The organism is Gordonibacter sp. RACS_AR49 (assembly GCF_030418435.1).
In the GTDB taxonomy this organism is placed as follows: domain Bacteria; phylum Actinomycetota; class Coriobacteriia; order Coriobacteriales; family Eggerthellaceae; genus Gordonibacter; species Gordonibacter urolithinfaciens.
Map to the genome: position 1 here is coordinate 169,625 of NZ_JAIUDM010000006.1, position 17,860 is coordinate 187,484.

A 17,860-nucleotide genomic window follows, 5' to 3' on the forward strand; every position below is an offset into this window, starting at 1 on the left:
GGCTCGGGCTCGGGCTCGGGCTCGGGCTCGGGCTCGGGCTCGGGCTCGGGCTCGGGCTCGGGCTCGGGCTCGGGCTCGGGCTCGGGCTCGGGCTCGGGCTCGGGCTCGGGCTCGGGCTCGGAAAAAGCCTCGCATGCCCTCTTTATCGCTGCAACGGCATCTTCCCCCGGCGTACCGGCGGGGGCGTCAGCGGCTCCATCAGCCTCTCCATCTACGATAGCAATCCCTCCAAGAGGGGCCTCCGGGGGCAGGGCGGGTTCGAACAGCGTCTCTTCTTCGGTTTCCGTCGCATCGTCGGCGCGCCCCTCGGAAGGCTCGGCCGCAACTGGGACGTCGCCTATGCGGGGAATGCGCGGTAAATCGATGGGAAGCTCGGTGGTCGAGCGCGGCACGATGCGCGAGGGAGGCTCTTGCGGGTCGAAGGCAGCGGCCTCGTCAGGCATCTTCGACCGGAAGGTGGCGCCGCCTTCGTCATCGAGCCTTCTGGACGCCTCCATCAGCTCTTTCAAAGACAGGCCGCCGTCGGCCATCCCAGATTCGGGTCTCTCGATGCAGATCGAGAACGATCCCGGCAGCTCGATCGGCTGTGTCTCGCCGTCGGACTCGCTGGCCGCGCGGGCGGGCTCGTCCGCGCGGCCAGCCTCGCCGCGCGAAGCGGTTGGCGAGGGGCTCGCAGCGCCGGAGCCAACCGGTACGCGCGACGCATCGATGGCCGCCTGGGCGAGGCCGCCCTCCACGATCTTCACGCCCGATGCCATTACGCGGTTCTCGAGCGGCGCAGGATCGATGCCCAGGCGCGTGGCCAGCGACAGGTTCGACTGGGCGATAGACACCAGCTCGGCGCCCAACTCGGCTTCTGCCGCCCCCTTGCCCTGGAGCTGCTTGCCAATTTCGAGCACGCGCCCCCAGGATATCGCGTCCAGATCCTCTTTCAACGACGCGACCTTGTCAGCCTCGCGGGCGATGCGCTTCTCTGGCGTGTTATCGAACAGCATGGCTTCCTTTTTTGCATGCGGTGTATTGTACCGACGTTTGACCAGTATAGCACGCAACTCAAACCGGCAAAGCCCCCCTTGCTTTATCCTTGGCAGCCAACGAGCCGCGGTTGAGGGCCCCGGAAGGAGCGCTGCAGCACCGGATAGGCAGCACGCGCGCCGCGGCACGACCGCGCCAGCAGGACGCGGCACAACAAGGGCAACGGCCTGCGCTGCCCGTACCAGTCGCTAGTAGATCACGCGCCAGAACACGAGGCCCTGCGCGGGGGCGTTCTCGCCAGCCGCCTGCCGGTCGCGCGCTTCCAGCACCTCGCCCACCCATGACGAGGGGCGCTGGCCCTTCCCCACCATCACGAGCGTGCCCACGATGGTGCGCACCATGGAGTGCAGGAAGGCGTTGCCCACCACCTTGATGGCAAGGATGTTCTCGCCGAGCACCGTCTCGGGGTGGAACGATATCTCGCGCACGTTGCGGTTCGTGGGCTTGCCCACGGCCGACGCCGCCATGCAGAAGCTCTTGAAGTCGTGCTCGCCCAGCAGGTGCTGGGCGCCGGCCTCCATGGCCGACACGTCCAAACCACCCGGCACGAACCACGAGAAGTCCTTCATGAAGATGGGCGCCGTGCTGTCCACGCACAGATGGTAGTGGTACTCGCGCGCCTGGGCGTCGAAGCGGGCCGAGAAGCCCTTCTGCTTCGGCTCCACCTCGCGCACCGTGATGGCGTCGTTCGTGAGCGCGTTGAGCGAGCGGCGCAAAGAGGGCAGCGACCGCCCGGCAAGGTCCACGTCGTCCACGTCGAAGCTCACCACCTGGCCGAGCGCGTGCACGCCCGCGTCGGTGCGGCCGGCGCACGTCGTGTCGATGGGCCGGCGGAACAAGAGCTCGAGAGCCGCCTCCACGTCGCCCTGAACGGTGAGCTGGCCGGGCTGCCGGGCGAACCCGGAGAAGGGCGCGCCGTTGTACGAGAGGGTGAGCGCGAGGGTGTGCTCGCGCACGGGGCGCTCTCCGTCGGCGGCGGCAGGAGCTCCCACAGCGGATCCGGCGGGGCGCGGTTCGGTATGTCGAATAGTCTGAGTCATGATGCGCTCCATCATAAACGAAACCGGCCGCCCTGCGAAGCGCGGCCGGTTTCCGCTTGCCAAACTGTAATGAAACGCCGAGGCGCGCAGCCCTCCCGCTACGACGCGCGGCTCCACACCGGGCGGCCGAACAGGTCCTGGATCTCCGAGAGCATGATCTGCGAGCGGGCATCCACCGTCACCGGCAGCTCGGCGCGGAACTTGCGGCCGTCGCCCTGGCTCACGAACAGCACCACGCCGTCGCGGCCGGGATAGGACTTCAGGATGCGGTTCAAGCGCTGCGACGTGGCCTGGTTGAAGTCCGCGGACGACACCTTCAGCTCCAGGTGCGAGGGACGCGCGTCGGCCTCGTTCAGCTCGATGGCCTCCACCTCGAACGCCATGATCTGGTTGCCGCGGTCGCTGTGCTCGAACTTACCCTTGATCTTGACGATGGCGTCCTCCTGGATGGCCTCGGCGTTCTCGTCGTACTTGAAGCAGATGCACTCGATGTGCCCTGTCGTGTCCTCCAGCGTGAACGTGGCCATCTTCGTGCCGCGCTTCGTCAGCTTCGTCACCACGGTGGATACCATGCCCACGAACGTGGCGGACTTGATCTCCTTCGTGCGCTCGGCCAAGTCGCCCAGCTGGAACTTCGTCATGCGGGCGATGGTGCCCTCGTACGGGCGCAGCGGGTGGTCCGAGACGTAGATCTTCATGATCTCCTTCTCGTAGGACAGCAGCTGGCGCTTGGGCCACTCCACGCCGTCGGGTTCGGGCACCTCTTCCTCGAACCCGGAGTCGGGATCGTCGCCGAACAGGTCGAACATGGACACCTGCCCGCGGTCGCGGTCCTTCTGGCGCTTCGACGCGCTCTCTAGAAGCGGCGTCTCGTCCACGAAGTACATGAGCTGCTTGCGCGTGTAGCCCGTGGAGTCGAACGCCCCGCCCTTGATGAGCGCCTCGAGCGTCTTGCGGTTGTAGCACTTCGCGTCCAGGCGGTTCACGAAGTCGTGCAGGCTCGTGTACGGGCCGTTGGCCTCGCGCTCCTCGATGATGGCCTCGGCCACGTTCGCGCCCACGCCGCGCACGCCCACCAGGCCGAAGCGGATGCCGTCGTCGGTAGGCGTGAACTCCGCGTTCGAGGAGTTGATATCGGGCGGCAGCACGGGCGTGCCGTTGTGGTTGCAGCTGGCAATGTAGCGGATCAAGCGGTCGGTGTTGCCCATGTAGGACGACAGCACGGCGGCCATGAAGTCGTTCGGGTAGTGCGCCTTCAAATACGCCGTGCGCATGACCAGGATGGCGTAGGCCGCCGAGTGCGATTTGTTGAACGCGTACTTCGCGAACTTCTCGGCGTCCTCCCAGATCTGCTTGGCAATGGCAAGCGAGAAGCCGTTCTCCACGGCGCCGTTGTTCCAGTCCTCCTGCAGGGCGCGCATGACGTCGAGCTTCTTCTTGCCCATGGCCTTGCGCAGCTTGTCCGCCTTGCCGGCGGAGAAGCCGCTCATGGCCATGGAGATCTGCATGATCTGCTCTTGGTAGACCATGGTGCCGTACGTCTCCTCCAAAATGGGGCGGAGGCGTTCGTCGTAGTAGTGGATCTGCGTCTTGCCGCTGGCCACCTTCACGTAGTCGTCCACCATGCCGGACTCGAGCGGGCCCGGGCGGTTGAGCGCGATGGAGGCGACGATGTCGGAGAAGCGCGTGGGAGGCAGGCGCGCGAACAGGCTCACGTACAGGGCGCCCTCAACCTGGAACAGGCCGTCCATGTTGCCGGACTGCATGAGCTTGAACGCGGCCTCGTCGTCGACGGGGATCTCTTCGGGCACGACCTTCGTGCCGAAGCGCTGCTCGATGTTGCGGCACGCGATGGTGAGCACGTCGAGCGTGCGCAGGCCCAGGAAGTCCATCTTCAGCAGGCCGAGCTCCGGCGTGTAATGTCCGTCGTACTGGGTGATGATACCGCCGCCCTTGGTATCGCGCTTCATGGGCACGTGGTCGGCCATGGGGTCGCGGCAGATGATGGTGGCGCAGGCGTGCACGCCCTCGCCGCGCACGTGCCCCTCGATGGACTTCGCGGCGTCGATGACGGCCTTGACGTCCTCTTCGGTCTCGTACGCCTTCTTGAGGTCGGGGTTCGTGGCAAGCGCCTTGTCGATGGTGATGCCCAGCTCGTCGCCGATCAGCTTGCAGATGCGGTCGCCGGTGCTGTACGGGTAGTCCAGCACGCGCGCGGCGTCGCGCACGGCGTTCTTAGCCTGCAAGGTGCCGAACGTGATGACTTGGGACACGTGGTCCTCGCCGTACACGTCCTTGATATGGTTGATAACCTCTTCGCGGCGTCCCTGCTCGAAGTCGACGTCGATATCGGGCATCTCCACGCGCTCGGGCGACAGGAAGCGCTCGAACAGCAGGCCGTTGGACAGCGGGTCGAGCGCGGTGATGTCCATGGCGTAGGCCACGATGGCGCCTGCGGCCGAGCCGCGGCCCGGGCCCACGCCGATGCCCTGGCTGCGCGCCCATTCGATGTACTCCTGCACGATGAGGAAGTACGCCGGGAAGCCCTGCTGGATGATGATGCCCATCTCGTAGTCGGCGCGCTCCTGCGCCTCCTGCGGCACCGGACTGCCATAGTGCTTGACCAGGCCCTCCTGCACGCGGCGACGGAAGTAGCTCTCCTCCGTCTCGCCCTCGGGCAAGGGGAACCTCGGAAGGATGGAATCGCGCTCCAGCACCACGTCCACCTTCTCGGCCACCTCCACGGTGGTGTCGCAGGCCTCGGGGAAGTCCTTCAGCGCGGTGCGCATCTCCTCCTCGGTCTTCATGTAGAACTCGTCGTTCTCGAAGCGCATGCGCTTCTCGTCGTTCACGGCGGCGCCCTGGGCCACGCACAGCATGTAGTCCTGGGCCTTCGCGTCTTCCTTCGTGAGGTAGTGGAAGTCGTTCGTGGCGATGGTCTTCAGGCCGGCGGCCTTGGCCACGTCGGTGAGCATGTGGTTGAGCTCGGTCTGCGTGAAGCCGGCGTCGGTGCGGATGCCCTGGTTCTGCAGCTCGATGTAGAAGTCGCCCGGCTCGAAGCAGCTGGCGAACTTGTTGGCCCACGCCACGGCGTCGTCGAACTGGCGGTTGTCGAGCAGCTTCGGGATGATGCCGGCGATGCAGGCCGACGAGCCGATGATGCCCTTGCCGTACCTCTGCAGCATGGAGAACGTGGTGCGGGGCTTGTAGTAGAAGTTGTCGACGTGCGATTCGCTGACCAATTTCACCAGGTTGTGGTAGCCCTCGTTCGTCTTGGCCAGAAGCAGCAGGTGGTAGAGCTTCGGCTTGCCGTCGCGCTTGAGCTCCTCGTCGGTGGTGAAGTACACCTCGCAGCCGTAGATGGGCTTGACGCGCTTGCCGGTCTCCTCCTCTACCTTGTCGCACATCTCGCACAGCTGCGGCACGCCCGACATCACGCCGTGGTCGGAGATGGCCACGGCCGGCATGCCGAGGTCGGCTGCGCGCTTGACCATGTCGTAGATGTGCGTATGGCCGTCGAGCAGGGAATATTCAGTGTGGTTGTGCAGGTGGACGAATGCCATATCTTGTGCCTCTAATCAGTCAGAAATGCGCTTGGTGGTGTGTTCTGGGTGCGTGCGCAGCGTGTCATGGTGTCGTTGCCATTCTAGCAGCATTGGCCGACGGGCGCCGCCCACAAACAGCGAACAAACGATGGTTTTTTGCGCGAACGCGAGAACGTAGAGGATCGAAACAGAACCCGGACGGTGGCGAATGATAGCGCCCAAGACAATCAGCCATCTACCATCTTGAGAATATCACCCACTTGACAGTCGAGAACCTCGCAGAGCCTTGTCAGCGTGCTTTTTCGCAGCGCGAGGAAATCCCCTTCGTCGATCCTCGCCAGAACACCAACGGATATGCCCACACTATCGGCCACTTCCTCGGTCGACATACCCTTTCCCTCGATAACGTCAACGAGGCAGCACTCCATGCGCATGCGATCAACACTCCCCGTTCTCGGTCGCACCATCTCCGTTACTGTGGCGTACTTACACCACACCCTATCCATTGTACCCCATAACCTGTACCTCATGGAACCATTTGACCGACAGGCCCAACTCGGGAAAAGAATCGCAGAGCTGCGCGAAGCGCAGGGTCTCTCGGTGCGCCGTCTTGCGTTGATCGTCGGAACCGGCTACTCCCATTTGGCCAAGATCGAGAAGGGCCAAGTGGACGTGCGTTACTCGCTTCTCCATCGGATAGCATCGGGATTAGGGGTAAAGGTCGGCGACCTCGCCGACGACTCCGAGCAGGAAAGCAGGCAGTAGCCCCGATCGCATCGCTTTTACTGGCATAGGCGTTTTCGCCGCATCTCAAGTGGAGAAGGCCAACGCTTGCCTTTCAGACCGTATGGACTATGCGCATAGACGCGGACGCACGTAAAGAGCATGCGCGCCCGCGAATCACCCCTCGACGATGATGTTGTAGGGGACCTCTTGGTCGCCCAACTTGAAGAGCAGGCGGTAGGTGCCTGCGGAGGTGTCATCGGGGACGGTGACGGTGATTTTGCCGGCGTAGACAGTCACCGGCAAATCGACGGTGTCCTCGTAACCTGCATCAGCCTTCTCCTGAGTGTCCACTGTGATTGCCTCGCCAGCCGATGCCTTGTAGTTGGCCGTGAAGGAAAGCGTGCTTCCCGGCTTCACGATGCGGCTCGAGCCCGCGTCAAGGGTCACGGACAAGCTGTACGATGGATTCTCCGAGACGGTGTAGGCTGCCTCCGCAGAGAGAGGAGCCGCATTGCCCGCGTTCGCACCCGTGGGGAACACCTGAGCGGAAAGCGTGTGCTCGCCACTCGTGAGGCCGGCCGTATTCGTCGTGTCCATTACGAACGACGTCGCGCTGCCAAGCGGGATGGACACCTTGCCGTTGACAGGGTAATACTCAGCTTCGCCAACCCTGAACACCGTGCCCTCGGGGAACCCTTCCGAGTCGCCCGAAGAGAGCACCACCGCAGTCCCATTGGCGAAGCGCGTGTCGCTGCCCAGCTGCAAGCCTACCGTAAACCCATGCGTCCCTCGAGACAACCCGCCGACACCGCTGATCGAAGCCGTAGCAACAGAATTGTTCAGCGTGAAATCGGCGCCTGTGCTGTCGGCGCTCGTATCGGCGCGCAAGCGAAGGCTGTACTTGTCCAACTCAAGCTGCGGGGATGCCTGCCCGAAGTCAAAGATCACCGTCACATCGCCGTTGAGGGTCCCCGACAAATTCGCATTACTGCCCATGGAGGCAAAGCTGTCCAGCAAGATTTTATTGTCCCCTTCCGCACCCGTCGTCTGGTAATGGTAAAAAGATGAGCCGCTGAGCAGCGTGAACTCCGTGCCAGACGGCAGCGCAACCGAGCCACCGCCGTCTTTTTGCAGCTCGAGCCACGAGCCCTTGACCTGGAGGCTCGCCAGCGTGAACACCGCTGTCGCGGCGCTGTACTGCGAAATCGCCAAATCACTCTTGGTATTCTGCAAGTCATACTGCCTGCCCGGTCCGGCTTCGACCCTGGATACGGCTGACTCCTTCCAATGAATCCTGAGGGTAACTTGCACCGAACTGGCAACACCTGTCTCCTTAAGCTCAAGCGTCACGATATCCGGAGCTTCCTTCGAGGCAAACCCTTCTGCGTTTCTCAAAGTGAATTCAAAGGGTGCCTCGTAGCGACTGTCAGTGACGCCGATGGGTACAGACTCTGACGCGAACGACGCAAGATCGTAAGGCGAGCTCATGAGACCTGTCGACTGCCATCCGTTACTTTTTACCGGCTGCATGGAGATCGAGAATTGACCGTCTGTTAGCGCGGCGCCCTCTTTTACGAGACCGGTACTCCCTGCTTCAACCCCCGTCAACGACAGCTCCCGACTGGAACCTGACGGAATGATGATCTTTCCGGTGTAGCTTCCTGCCTGTGTGGCATATAGATCCGCTTCCAACTCCGAAAGGCTGGTGGTTCGCGTGACGATCTGGACGTTCACCGTCGTGGTTTCCGTCGCGCCGTTCCCAAGCGCGCGCTCAAGCACCACCATCACTGTTCCCGCATCGCGGCTTGCCGTGATCCCATCGTTGCGGTAGGTGAGGTAGAACTCGATTTGGGGAATGGTGCCGACGCCAGAAACCTTTTGCCCGATTTGGCTGTTGGCCAAGCTTCCGGTGACCACTTTGCCCGAATCGCCCGAGACCGACTCAAATCCACTGCCTGCTTTCATGAATAGGCCGAACGTGTTCAGAGGGCTGTTCGATATGGCAGTTTTCGCGCTGTTGGCGCTCGATTCGTCTGGCTCCCAAGCGGCGCTTTGCTCCTGGCCATCTATTGCAGCGTCCGTCAACGAAAGCCCGGAACCAACGTCGACGCTTTTCACCGTGTAGATCGAACCATTATCGGCAGGAGGAAGCTCGATGACGCCCTTCGCTACCGAGTACCCGTCGTTGCCAAAACCAATATCGCTCGACTCGAGCGTACGGGCGGTCAGCACTGCTTCGCGAACCGCGTTGCTACCGCCCGATCCGGCCACTTTCCAGTATCGATACGAGGGAGTTGCGTTCCCCACATTTGTGAACGAAATCGTCGTATTGTCTTTGCCAACGAATCCTCCGTCCGTATCGCCAATCGCAGCGTAGACGTAGCCGTCTGCGGCGTTGCCGGCAAGCAGGCGCGTATAGCCCTTCACAGGGCCGTAAACGGTCGAGCCCTTTTCGTTGGTATAGGCAACGCGCAGGAGAGTGCCGGTGTCCAGCAGCAGAATGCTTTTGGGGCTGCTCTCAACAGCCTCTTTTCCGTCCGCATCCACGCTGCGGAAAGCGGCCAACTCCATGGCGGGGGAATCCAAGATGAGCGTGCTTGCGCCTTGGAGGACAAGGCCGTTGCCCAAATCGCCTAAACCGGCCGCCTTCTCGTGATCGCCGATGCGATTGAGGGAGTACTTCGCCGTTTGATTGGCATTGGCCACGTCGGGCTGGCCGATCAACTGCACGTGGGAGTTCAGGATCACCACACGGTCGGCACGCTGGATGGAATCGAGGGTGCGCGTGGCCCCCGTCGCTGTGCCACCGTCCAAGACCGCTTCGCCGTAGTTTTCAAGGGTGACCAAGCGGGTGCTACCAGCATCGCAGGAGGCACCGCTGCCGAACACGCCTCCCCCAAGTTTCATGGTCGTACCGGAAGCGTTATTGGAAGTGTCGTAATTGCCCCCGTCGATGTACACATGAGAGGTGCCCTTCACGGTAATGGCGTTGTAATCTTTTCCGTCACCGCCGTAATCGCCTCCCGCGTAGACCGATTTGCCAACAGTCAAAGAAGAGGCTACCAGAGCAGGCTTCTTGTCCTCATGCATCTCATAATACTTGCACTTGCCCAAAGCGCCTGTTCCGATGTGCAGGTGGGTGGAGCCGTTGACGATGCCCTTATAGCCACCGCCGAACACGTTGCCGTCCACGGTGCCGCCCACCAAGTTGGTGATCACCAGATCGGGGAGGCTGCTGTTGTCAGCCCCGTCGTTGCTGAGCTCGCTGCCGCCGTACACGTTGCCGCGCACCCAGCCGCCCGTCATATTGACGGTGGAGCCGCCCAGCACCAATATCTGATCTGGCTCGCCGTAGGCGCCGCCGAACACCGACCCTTTCACTGTGCCGTTCTGCACGTTCACGGTTGCGGATCCTTTGACCTCGCCCTTCTCTCCGCCGCCGTAGACGTTGCCCTCCACGGTGCCGCCGGAGATGGTGACGGAACTTGAGCCCTCGATGTCGGCGATCTGGCCGCCACCGTAGACATTGCCGTGCACGGTGCCGCCGGCGATGTTGACTTCGACCTTCGAGTCCTTGGTCACGCGAGCGCACTGCTCGTAGCCTTCGGCGGCAATGCCCTTGCCGCCTCCGTAGACGTTGCCGGTGACCGTCCCACCTTCCATGTTGATGGTCACATTGCCGTCCAGGTAGGCGTTGGCCTTTGTCCCTTCATATTTCGTTGATCCTGAATAACCCTCACCGCTCGCGTAGATGTTCGCGACTACGGCATTACCCGAGACGGTAATAGTCTCGTTTCCCGAGAAGCTTCCGAATTTTTCAACAACCTCCCACTCGGATTGACTGGGATTGAGGGTCGTCTCCCACCCTTTGCCAGCAGCAAAAAGGTCAGTGACCTCGCCATGGTCTGTCACTGACACCTTCGCTTCGGAACCTGCGAGCACGTATGCAGCAGAGCCGGAGCCATAGAGCCTCTTCACTTTCCCGCCCGAGACATTCACATCAAGCTTGCCGGAGAAAGTGGGGGCGCTCGTATTTCTGCCGGAACCTGCGCAATAGAGGTTATCGACCTCGCCGCCTTCGACCCGGATCTTTGTGCTGCCGGAATACGGGGGATAAACGTCGTTGAATCCTTGATTCCCGCCAAGGAGCGTTTCAACTTTCCCACCTTTGACGTTAATGTCCACGTTGGCGTTCTCGATAGCGCCATTGGCACTACCTGCCACAAGCAAATCGACCGCTGCGCTGCCCTCCACGGTGACGGACGACGATCTTCCAGAGCAGTTAATTCCCGCACTCTGGCTTCTAATGTAGCCGTTGATGCGCACATAGCGTCCGCTTTTCACCGTGATATTCGCAGATGCGCTGTCGCTGCCAAAAGTGCTGTTGCCGTAACCGTAAAGGTAAAGCTTGGGCGAAGTCGGTTTTGTGTTGACGCTCTCGCCGATGGTGAGGTTGAACCCGTTCGCGTATATGTGGTTGCATTGCAGCTCGATCGATTCGAAGAGAATATCGTCGTGAAGATACAAAGGATAATCGTTTGCCGTTGTCGTCGGCTCGTCATATGCGAAAGTTCCCCCCGTAAGGGTGGCCGGCACGGGATGGTCTCCGAAGATGCCTTCTTTGCTGTCCTGTTTTTCTAACTGCACCGAGCGCTTGTACTCCCCGACGATAACGATGCGGTTGGTTTCGACCGAGCCGCCTTCGGCTTTCGGAGTCAGCTTCCCTGCGGCTGCTTCGAGGGTCTTCACCGCTGTATCCGTGCTCGCCCCATCGTTTTCATCGTCGCCGTTCGTCTGATCCACGTAGACGGTTTTCACGTCGGCGGATGGGGCGGGCTCGGCGAGAAGCGCAAGCGGCTCGGCGGCGTTCCAAACGGAGTAAAGGGGCACGCGGTCGCCATCGTTCGCCGGGAGGGGGTCGCCGGGAGCGAGGACGGGCGCGGACTCGTCGCCGGGGGCCTGCGTCCAGCCGGCGAACGACTCGCCCTCGTGCGCGGCCAGCGTGTCCTCGGGCGGCTCTGGCAGCGTCAGCTGCCCGCCGGCCAGAGGAAGCTCCAGCTCAACCGCATCGTCGAGCACCACCGTGGCCGTCGCGTCGGCCTGCTGGAAGCCGGCGGAGAGCGCCGCCTGCAAAAACGTCGCGTTGTCGTCCGAGCAGACCACCATGCCGTCCTGGCCGGGGCCGAAGAGCGTCTCGGGGCTCGCAACCTCCTGCTGCGCGATCTGCTCCACCGCGTAGCCGTCCTCCGACGGGACCTCGACGGGCCCGGGCGCGTCCTGCGGCTCGGGCACGCCGACCTGCGCGGGCACGGGCGACTCGGCTTCGGGGGCCTCGGGCTCGGGAGCGGTGCCGTCTGTCAACGGGGCGGCGGCGGGATCCTCGGCCGGCTCGTCGCCGGCTGGCTCGGGGTCGGGCGCCGGTTCCGGCTCGGCCTCGGGGGCGGCCTGCGCCTGCGCCGGGCGCACCACCTCGCCCGACACGAACAGGTTGCGGATGACGGAGAAATGCGCCGACGACTCGGGGGCCTCCCCCGAGAAGGCACTCTCGCCGAAGCCGACGATGCTGCCCGGCAGCGTCAGGCTGCCTCCCAGCTCGCCCAACCCGTAGAACAGGCACGCGCCCACATACGTGACGCCCTCCTCGATCTCGAGCGCGCGGATCTCGGGCGCATAGCCTTTGAACGGGGCGGTCTCGGCCGTGAAGTCATCGGTGTCGCCGGTGCCGGAGAGGGTGAGCACGCCGTCGGAGATCTCGGCGGTGACGTTGGTTCCCACCTGGATGGTCACGGGGGTGCCGCTCGTCGCGTAGGCGACGAAGATCCCACTGTTCATCTGGCCCAACACCAGGCAGAGCGCCACTAGCACGGCAAGGGCGCGCCGCGGCACGTCTGCGCGCTTAGCCCTCTTGTTCCGAACCTCTATCTTCATGGCAACTCCTCCAAGTGCTCAGCGGGGCCGGCCGCCCCGCGCGTTTCGGTGATCTTATGCGGCGGGCGATTTGTTTAGATCGATGGTATCGGCGAAATTGCCAGAGCCCGTCAGATCTAGCGATGCGTCGGCCTTGAGCAGCACGAGCGAGTACACGCCCGAGTCCACAGGCTTGAACGTGTTTTCGCTCACCCTGCCGTCGGTTGCGTCGGGGATCACCCCCGAAGGAAGGTCGAGCGTGATCGGCCCGCCGCTGTCGGCGCATGTCATGGTGAGCACCGCGGCCGTGTTGCCCGACGCGTCCTCCACGGTGTAGTGGTTGCCCTTAGCCAGGATGAACGTGGCAGTGAGGGTTTGGGCGTAGGGAGATGTCGAGGTGGCTGTGACCGCGAATTCCTGAACCTCGGAATTCGGTGTGACGGTGACCTTTGCGGTGCTTTGGGCGCTCCCGACCAATTTCCCGGCCCCCGCATCCGTTGCGGTGGCGTACGTCGTTTCGACTTTATAGGAAATGTCCCCCGAAGTCGTTCTCAGATCATCCGCGTAATTGCGCAACTCGACCGTGAAGCTCTCCGTACCGGGATCGATGAAGTACGTGGCGTTCTCGCCGCTCTCCTTCAGGTAGTCGCTCGTGAAGTAGAAGTCCGTGGCCGTTGCGAGGCCGTCCTGCTGCTGTTGCATGACGTAGCGCGCGGCGGCGAAGCCGGCAAGCGCCAGCACGACGGCCACCGCCAGCACCGCCGCAGCGGGAACGCGGCGGCGCGCCACGTGGGTGTGGACGCTCGGTCGCTTCATGCTTCGCCTTTCGTCCATCACAAGACCTCCGTCGGCTTGGCTTGCTGCGCGTCGACCTTCAAGACCACCCAGTCAATCTCATAGGCGAGGGCGCTATCGCTGGCGTCTTTAGGCCACGTCACCGTGAGCGTGTAATCGTGCTTGACGTCCGAACCGTAGGGCAGCTCCCCGCCCAACCAGATCAGGTTCGATTTCACCGTCGCAGACGTTCCCTTGCTGACGCCCGTCGAATCAAGCGAGAACTCCAGCGGCAGGTTGCCCGTGGTCACGATGGACACCGAGTACGCCTGGGTCACCTCGCTCGTCGTCTCGCTGTCCGCGTTCGTCACCGCGAACTTCAACTCTCGCGTATCGCCCGGCTTCATCCCTTGCAGCTGCGACGTCAAGTCCGCCGCGCTGTCGCCCGTCAGCCCCAGCGACACGGCGGCGACGTCGCCCGAGCCCTGGCCCTGCACCACCGTGGCGTACCGGGCGAAGGTGACGCCCAGCACCACGGCGCAGGCGACAGTGAGGAGCAGCAGGTAGCGCACCACGCGCCCGGTTGTCAGATGCTTGCTCATGCGGCGCACTCCTCTCCCCTGCGGCGAACCCGGCGCAGGGCGTCCGGCAGCACCAGCGCCGCCAGGCCCACGACCACGAGCAGCCCAAGCCCCGCCGGCGTGCGCAGAAACAGCGCCGCGCCGCCCACGAGGGGCACGGACAGCACCACGCGACCGGCCACGTGCTCCGGCGCGACCGGCAGGGCGTCCTGCGCGTTGTTGAAATCGCCCTTGGTCACGAAGCCCTCGGGGCCGTCGGCCACGATGCGGTGCGTGGTGAGCGAGCCGCCGTCCCAGAAGGCCACCACGTCGCCCACCTGGTACGACCCTTCCCGATGCACGATGGCCAGATCGCCCGCCGACAAGGCGGGCTCCATGCTGCCCGACGCCACCGCCAACGGCGAGAAGCCCAGGACGCCGGGAAGCTCGCGCGGGAAAAGCGCCGCCGATGCCAGCAGCCACAGGTTGCACAGCAGGCCCGCGCACAGCACGACCACGAGCGTCGTCCGGATCGCTTTCGCCGCGCGCGCCATCATGCCTCCTCCGCGTGCACCGTCATGGCCAGCAGGTAGACGAGGTTGCCGCCGCTGCCTGCCAGGGTGTCCAGCTCGTCGTTGCCCTCGGCCGGCCACGACCAGTCCAGCCGATAGCTCGCCACGGCGCTTCCTGCGATATCGGTGCGCAGGTTCAGCCCGCCGGCGGTCGAGAGCGACCCCGTCACCGCCCTGTCGGCCATCGCGCGCCCGTTGGCGTCCAAGGGCGTGAGCGTGAGCTCCAGGGGCAGGTGCAGACCGTCCTCGGCCAGCGAGACGGTGACGTTCAGCCTGTTCGCAAGCGTGTTCTGCAGCCGGAACAGGTAGTAGCCGGACGATCCGGGGGCAATCTTCTCCTGCTGCCCGCTCGTCTTGTTGTAGAAGAGGTCGATGGTGCTGATCTGCGTCCAGGGGGAGAAGCCGCCGTCGCGGTTCTGCCCATGGACGGCGAGGGAGCCGCTCGGCGGCGTATCGCCGCCGAGGGTCTCGCCACCGCCGGGGGAATCTCCGCCGCCGGGGGTATCGGGCGTGTCGCCGCCACCGGGGGGCGTATCGCCGGGCGCGTTGCCGCCGGGAGTCGTTCCCCCTCCGGTCGTGCCGCCGCCTGCGGTCGTGCCGCCGCCGACGGTCCCGCCGGTCGAAGGCGCGTTGCCGCCGGCCGCGCCGCCTGCGGAGCCGCCGGTTGAGGAATCCCCGCCGCCGCTTCCGCTTCCCGAGGAGGAGCCGCCGCCGATGGGCGTCACCACGGCGCCGCCCTCCACGATCACGCCGCCCTCGCCGGGGTCGTGCCGGGTGCCGTCGGGCGCGACGATCTGCCCGCCCGGGCGCACCACGGTGCCGCCGGAGAGGCGCACCGTGCCGTCGGTCTGCACGGAGTAGCCGTCACCCTTCATCTCCTGCTCGAGGTAGACCACCTGGTCGTCGGGCATGATCACGGCCACGGCGTTCTCGCCGCTGCGCGGGATGACGATGGTGCCGTCAGGCAGGAGCACGCTCCCCTTCGGCGTGACCACGGCCCCGCTCTCCAGCGTGACGCTGCCCGTGGGCGTCACCACCAGCCCGTCGCCGTCGGCGTAGGTGCATCCGGTGGGGACGATCTCCAGGCCGCCCTCGCCGTCCAGCAGGATGACCACCTCGAGCATCCTCACGTTCACGGCCAGGGCGATGGCGCTGCCGCCGTCGGGGCTCTCGGAGATGGACACGCCCTCCTCGGCCGCATTCTGGCCGATGGAGAGGGGACGCTCGGCAGCCACGGCGCCGTCCGGGCCGTAGACGAGTATGCGATGCGACCCGAAGGACGCGTTGGGGAACAGGAAGGTGCCCTCGGCGTCGGTTTGCGCCTCGATGGGGTCGCTGTGCAGCTCCAGCTTGAGGCCCGCGGCCGGCGAGCCGTCGGTGTACACCACCTGGCCGGTGAGGTGCGCCGTCGTGCGGCCCGAGGGCTGGGGGCTGAGCACGATGGTGTCGCCGGCCTGGCCCAGGGGGCCCGATGCGCTGCGGCCCAGAACATAGCCCACCATGCTGGTGGTGATGAGCACCAACAGAAGCAGCAGCGCCAGCAAAGCACGGCGCCGTTTCCCGTCCTGCTCGCCCTCCCGCACGGAGGCGTTGTTCGTTTGTTCCACGTCGGTCCCTCCTCTCGGGAAACGCGCCTCAGCTCTTGGCGAAAGGCGCGGTCGCGCCGCGCCTTTCGCCAAAGGTTGAGAGGGCCCCTCGGGCGCCCTGCCCCGGCACAGGGGGCAGGGCGATGGTGTTGGGGCTAGGCGGAAGGAGCGACAGGCTCCTTCCGCGTGCCGATGACCTTGATGTCGAAGGTCATATCCTTGCCAGCATTCTCAACATCGGCAGTATCGCCACTGGCAGTCTGGTAGGCCCATTTCCAGTAAACGGTCTTCGTGGTCTTCATCGCATCAGCGGTCGCGTTATAATCGATCGCGCCGGTAAGGCCGGTGCTCAGATTGGTGATCTCCTGCGTCATCTCTTTGTCCGAGTAGAACTTCAAGTTCGTCGGCTGGTTCGACAGATTCGTAAACGCGATGGTGTAACCCACCGCAACATCGCTGCCAGTGGCATCGAGCATGATGTCGAAGCTTCCTGCCGTGCCCGGAGCGATCCTGTTCTTATCCGCATTGTTGATGTTCGTATAGGCCGTGCTGGCAATATTGATATCAGCGAACGTCGTTGTTTCATTATTCGCCTTGAAGCTCCACTTCGCCACCGTCGCGCTGCCGGTGCCGGTCACCTCGGTGACGTACTTCGCCATGGTGCCGCCCAGCAAGCAGGCGGTCACGAGGGAGAGCGCCACTGCCAAGACGCCGAGGCGCGCTGCGTTCGATTTCTTCTGCGTTGCCGTTGCCATTGCCTGTCCTCGCTTTCTTTCTCGCGGGAACCACGTCGTAGGTTTTCGTCCCAGGCGCGGCTCCCGTGCACCTGCGGCATTTCTATCGCCAGGTGCCGCGAAGCTCCTGGACCTGCTCGGCCCTTCCGTCTCCGCCGTGCCCGGAGACGTAAGGGCCGCTGCATGCGTATCAGAATTTCTCGGTGGGCCCGCGCCCGACCCCCTGCTCCCGCCTCAAGGCGGCCAGCTCCGCCTCCAGCTGCGCGGAGCGCGCGGCCTCGGCCTTGTCCATCCGGCGGCGGCGCCACACGTCCCATGCGAAGAACAGCGCCAACGGGCACACGATGAACAAGATCATGCCGGCCGGCGTCTGCATGAACAGGATGGCGTTGCCCAGCCCCGGCACGCGCGCGCCGCTCCACTGGCCCTGCACCTGGTCAAACGACACCGCCAGCCGATCCTCGGCGTTGTTGGCGTCGCCCTTCGTCACCAGGCGCGGCTGGCCGTCGTCGCCCTCGGCGATGCTGACGATGCGGTGGGTAATGGCCTTGCCGGACGAGAGGTAGCACACCACGTCGCCCTCTTTGAGCGAGGCGGGGTCGCAGTCGTTGACGAAGATGAGGTCGCCCACCTGGATGGCGGGGTCCATCGAGCCGGAGAGCACCACGGCGGGCTTGACACCGAACACGCCGGGCAGCTCGTCGGGTTTCAGGTAGCTGCCGACGATGAGCACCAAGTTCACCACGATCAGGGGGACGAACACAATGCACAGCACCACGCCCAGCACGCCCGACGCCGTGAATCTCCGCCCCTGCCGTCTATCGCTCCCGCCAGCTCTCATCTCGTCCCCGCCTCTGCTCCCCACATACGAAAAGACCGACCTTTCTGCAAAGCCGGTCTCACTTTCATGCAACTGGCTGGCTTTCTCCGACATCCGAAGGTAAGCCCCTCTAGCTTTGCGACGCTGCCTTTCGGCAGGTGTGCCTATAAATGTTCCACTGCATAATGAGCATTATGTAGTGGATGCTGCTTAGCAGAGGAGCGAGCCTGCATCCGCATGAGCAAGCTTGTGGCGAAGAATTTCTTTTTGTATGTCGCCCGAAATAAGGCAAAAATGGTAACAATATGATGCGTGCTTGCACTCGAAACACGCTAAATAGAGTGCTTTCAGGGTTATTTACCCTGATAAGGCAGTAATTCGTCTACGATTGCAGGCTGCCTTGCAAAATACACCCCCATGTTGTATAAAGGGAAAGTAGAACGTAAATTGAATTCTCGTAGGTAAAAACTTCACCTCCAGTCTTGCATAAATCATGTAAATGCGGATTCCGAACCGTGGCCATGGCCGTTTGTGCTTTTCCTTCTTCCCGTAGGCGAAGGA

The 17,860-nt window shown here is 63.7% G+C and carries 12 protein-coding genes and 1 riboswitch; of the genes, 1 reads left to right on the forward strand and 11 read right to left on the reverse strand.

The genetic code is table 11. The features are described 5' to 3' along the window. The 4 genes from LB310_RS11225 to LB310_RS11240 all read right to left on the reverse strand — a co-directional run. On the reverse strand, positions 1 to 995 hold a 995-nt coding region (locus LB310_RS11225), incomplete at its 3' end, for a hypothetical protein (RefSeq protein ID WP_301155077.1). 228 nt (positions 996 to 1,223) lie between these two features. Then, positions 1,224 to 2,075 (reverse strand): tRNA pseudouridine(38-40) synthase TruA, encoded by an 852-nt coding sequence (gene truA, locus LB310_RS11230; RefSeq protein ID WP_096228102.1) that lies wholly within the window; start codon positions 2,073 to 2,075, stop codon positions 1,224 to 1,226. 98 nt (positions 2,076 to 2,173) lie between these two features. After that, positions 2,174 to 5,638 carry a DNA polymerase III subunit alpha gene (gene dnaE, locus LB310_RS11235; RefSeq protein WP_278805826.1) on the reverse strand — a complete coding sequence of 1,155 codons (3,465 nt, stop codon included), beginning with the start codon at positions 5,636 to 5,638 and terminating at the stop codon, positions 2,174 to 2,176. Between the two features lie 209 nt (positions 5,639 to 5,847). Next, positions 5,848 to 6,009, reverse strand: coding sequence for a helix-turn-helix transcriptional regulator (locus LB310_RS11240; protein WP_278805827.1), 162 nt, complete (start codon positions 6,007 to 6,009; stop codon positions 5,848 to 5,850). A 139-nt stretch (positions 6,010 to 6,148) separates the two neighbouring features. Here LB310_RS11240 and LB310_RS11245 point away from each other — a divergent pair, with 139 nt between their 5' ends. Next, positions 6,149 to 6,385 (forward strand): helix-turn-helix domain-containing protein, encoded by a 237-nt coding sequence (locus LB310_RS11245; protein ID WP_096228099.1) that lies wholly within the window; start codon positions 6,149 to 6,151, stop codon positions 6,383 to 6,385. Between the two features lie 135 nt (positions 6,386 to 6,520). Here the strand turns inward: LB310_RS11245 and LB310_RS11250 are convergent, their stop codons facing one another. The 7 genes from LB310_RS11250 to LB310_RS11280 form a co-directional block, all read right to left on the reverse strand. After that, positions 6,521 to 12,274: a hypothetical protein gene (locus LB310_RS11250; protein ID WP_278805828.1), complete on the reverse strand. Its 5,754-nt coding sequence runs from the start codon at positions 12,272 to 12,274 to the stop codon at positions 6,521 to 6,523. A 54-nt stretch (positions 12,275 to 12,328) separates the two neighbouring features. Beyond that, positions 12,329 to 13,069 carry a hypothetical protein gene (locus LB310_RS11255; RefSeq protein WP_278805829.1) on the reverse strand — a complete coding sequence of 247 codons (741 nt, stop codon included), beginning with the start codon at positions 13,067 to 13,069 and terminating at the stop codon, positions 12,329 to 12,331. Between the two features lie 17 nt (positions 13,070 to 13,086). Beyond that, complete coding sequence (locus LB310_RS11260; RefSeq protein WP_278805830.1) at positions 13,087 to 13,629, reverse strand: hypothetical protein; 543 nt, start codon at positions 13,627 to 13,629, stop codon at positions 13,087 to 13,089. Continuing rightward, positions 13,626 to 14,144, reverse strand: coding sequence for a signal peptidase I (locus LB310_RS11265; protein WP_278805831.1), 519 nt, complete (start codon positions 14,142 to 14,144; stop codon positions 13,626 to 13,628). The genes LB310_RS11260 and LB310_RS11265 overlap by 4 nt, the downstream gene beginning before the upstream one ends. Next, positions 14,141 to 15,766, reverse strand: coding sequence for a hypothetical protein (locus LB310_RS11270; protein ID WP_123673673.1), 1,626 nt, complete (start codon positions 15,764 to 15,766; stop codon positions 14,141 to 14,143). The genes LB310_RS11265 and LB310_RS11270 overlap by 4 nt, the downstream gene beginning before the upstream one ends. Positions 15,767 to 15,900: 134 nt before the next feature. Continuing rightward, complete coding sequence (locus tag LB310_RS11275) at positions 15,901 to 16,500, reverse strand: hypothetical protein (protein ID WP_123673675.1); 600 nt, start codon at positions 16,498 to 16,500, stop codon at positions 15,901 to 15,903. Positions 16,501 to 16,669: 169 nt separating this feature from the next. Continuing rightward, the gene (locus LB310_RS11280; protein ID WP_123673677.1) at positions 16,670 to 17,320 is read right to left on the reverse strand and encodes a signal peptidase I; all 651 of its coding nucleotides are present in this window, start codon (positions 17,318 to 17,320) and stop codon (positions 16,670 to 16,672) included. Positions 17,321 to 17,384: 64 nt separating this feature from the next. Next, positions 17,385 to 17,474, reverse strand: a riboswitch (cyclic di-GMP riboswitch). Positions 17,475 to 17,860: the final 386 nt, after the last annotated feature.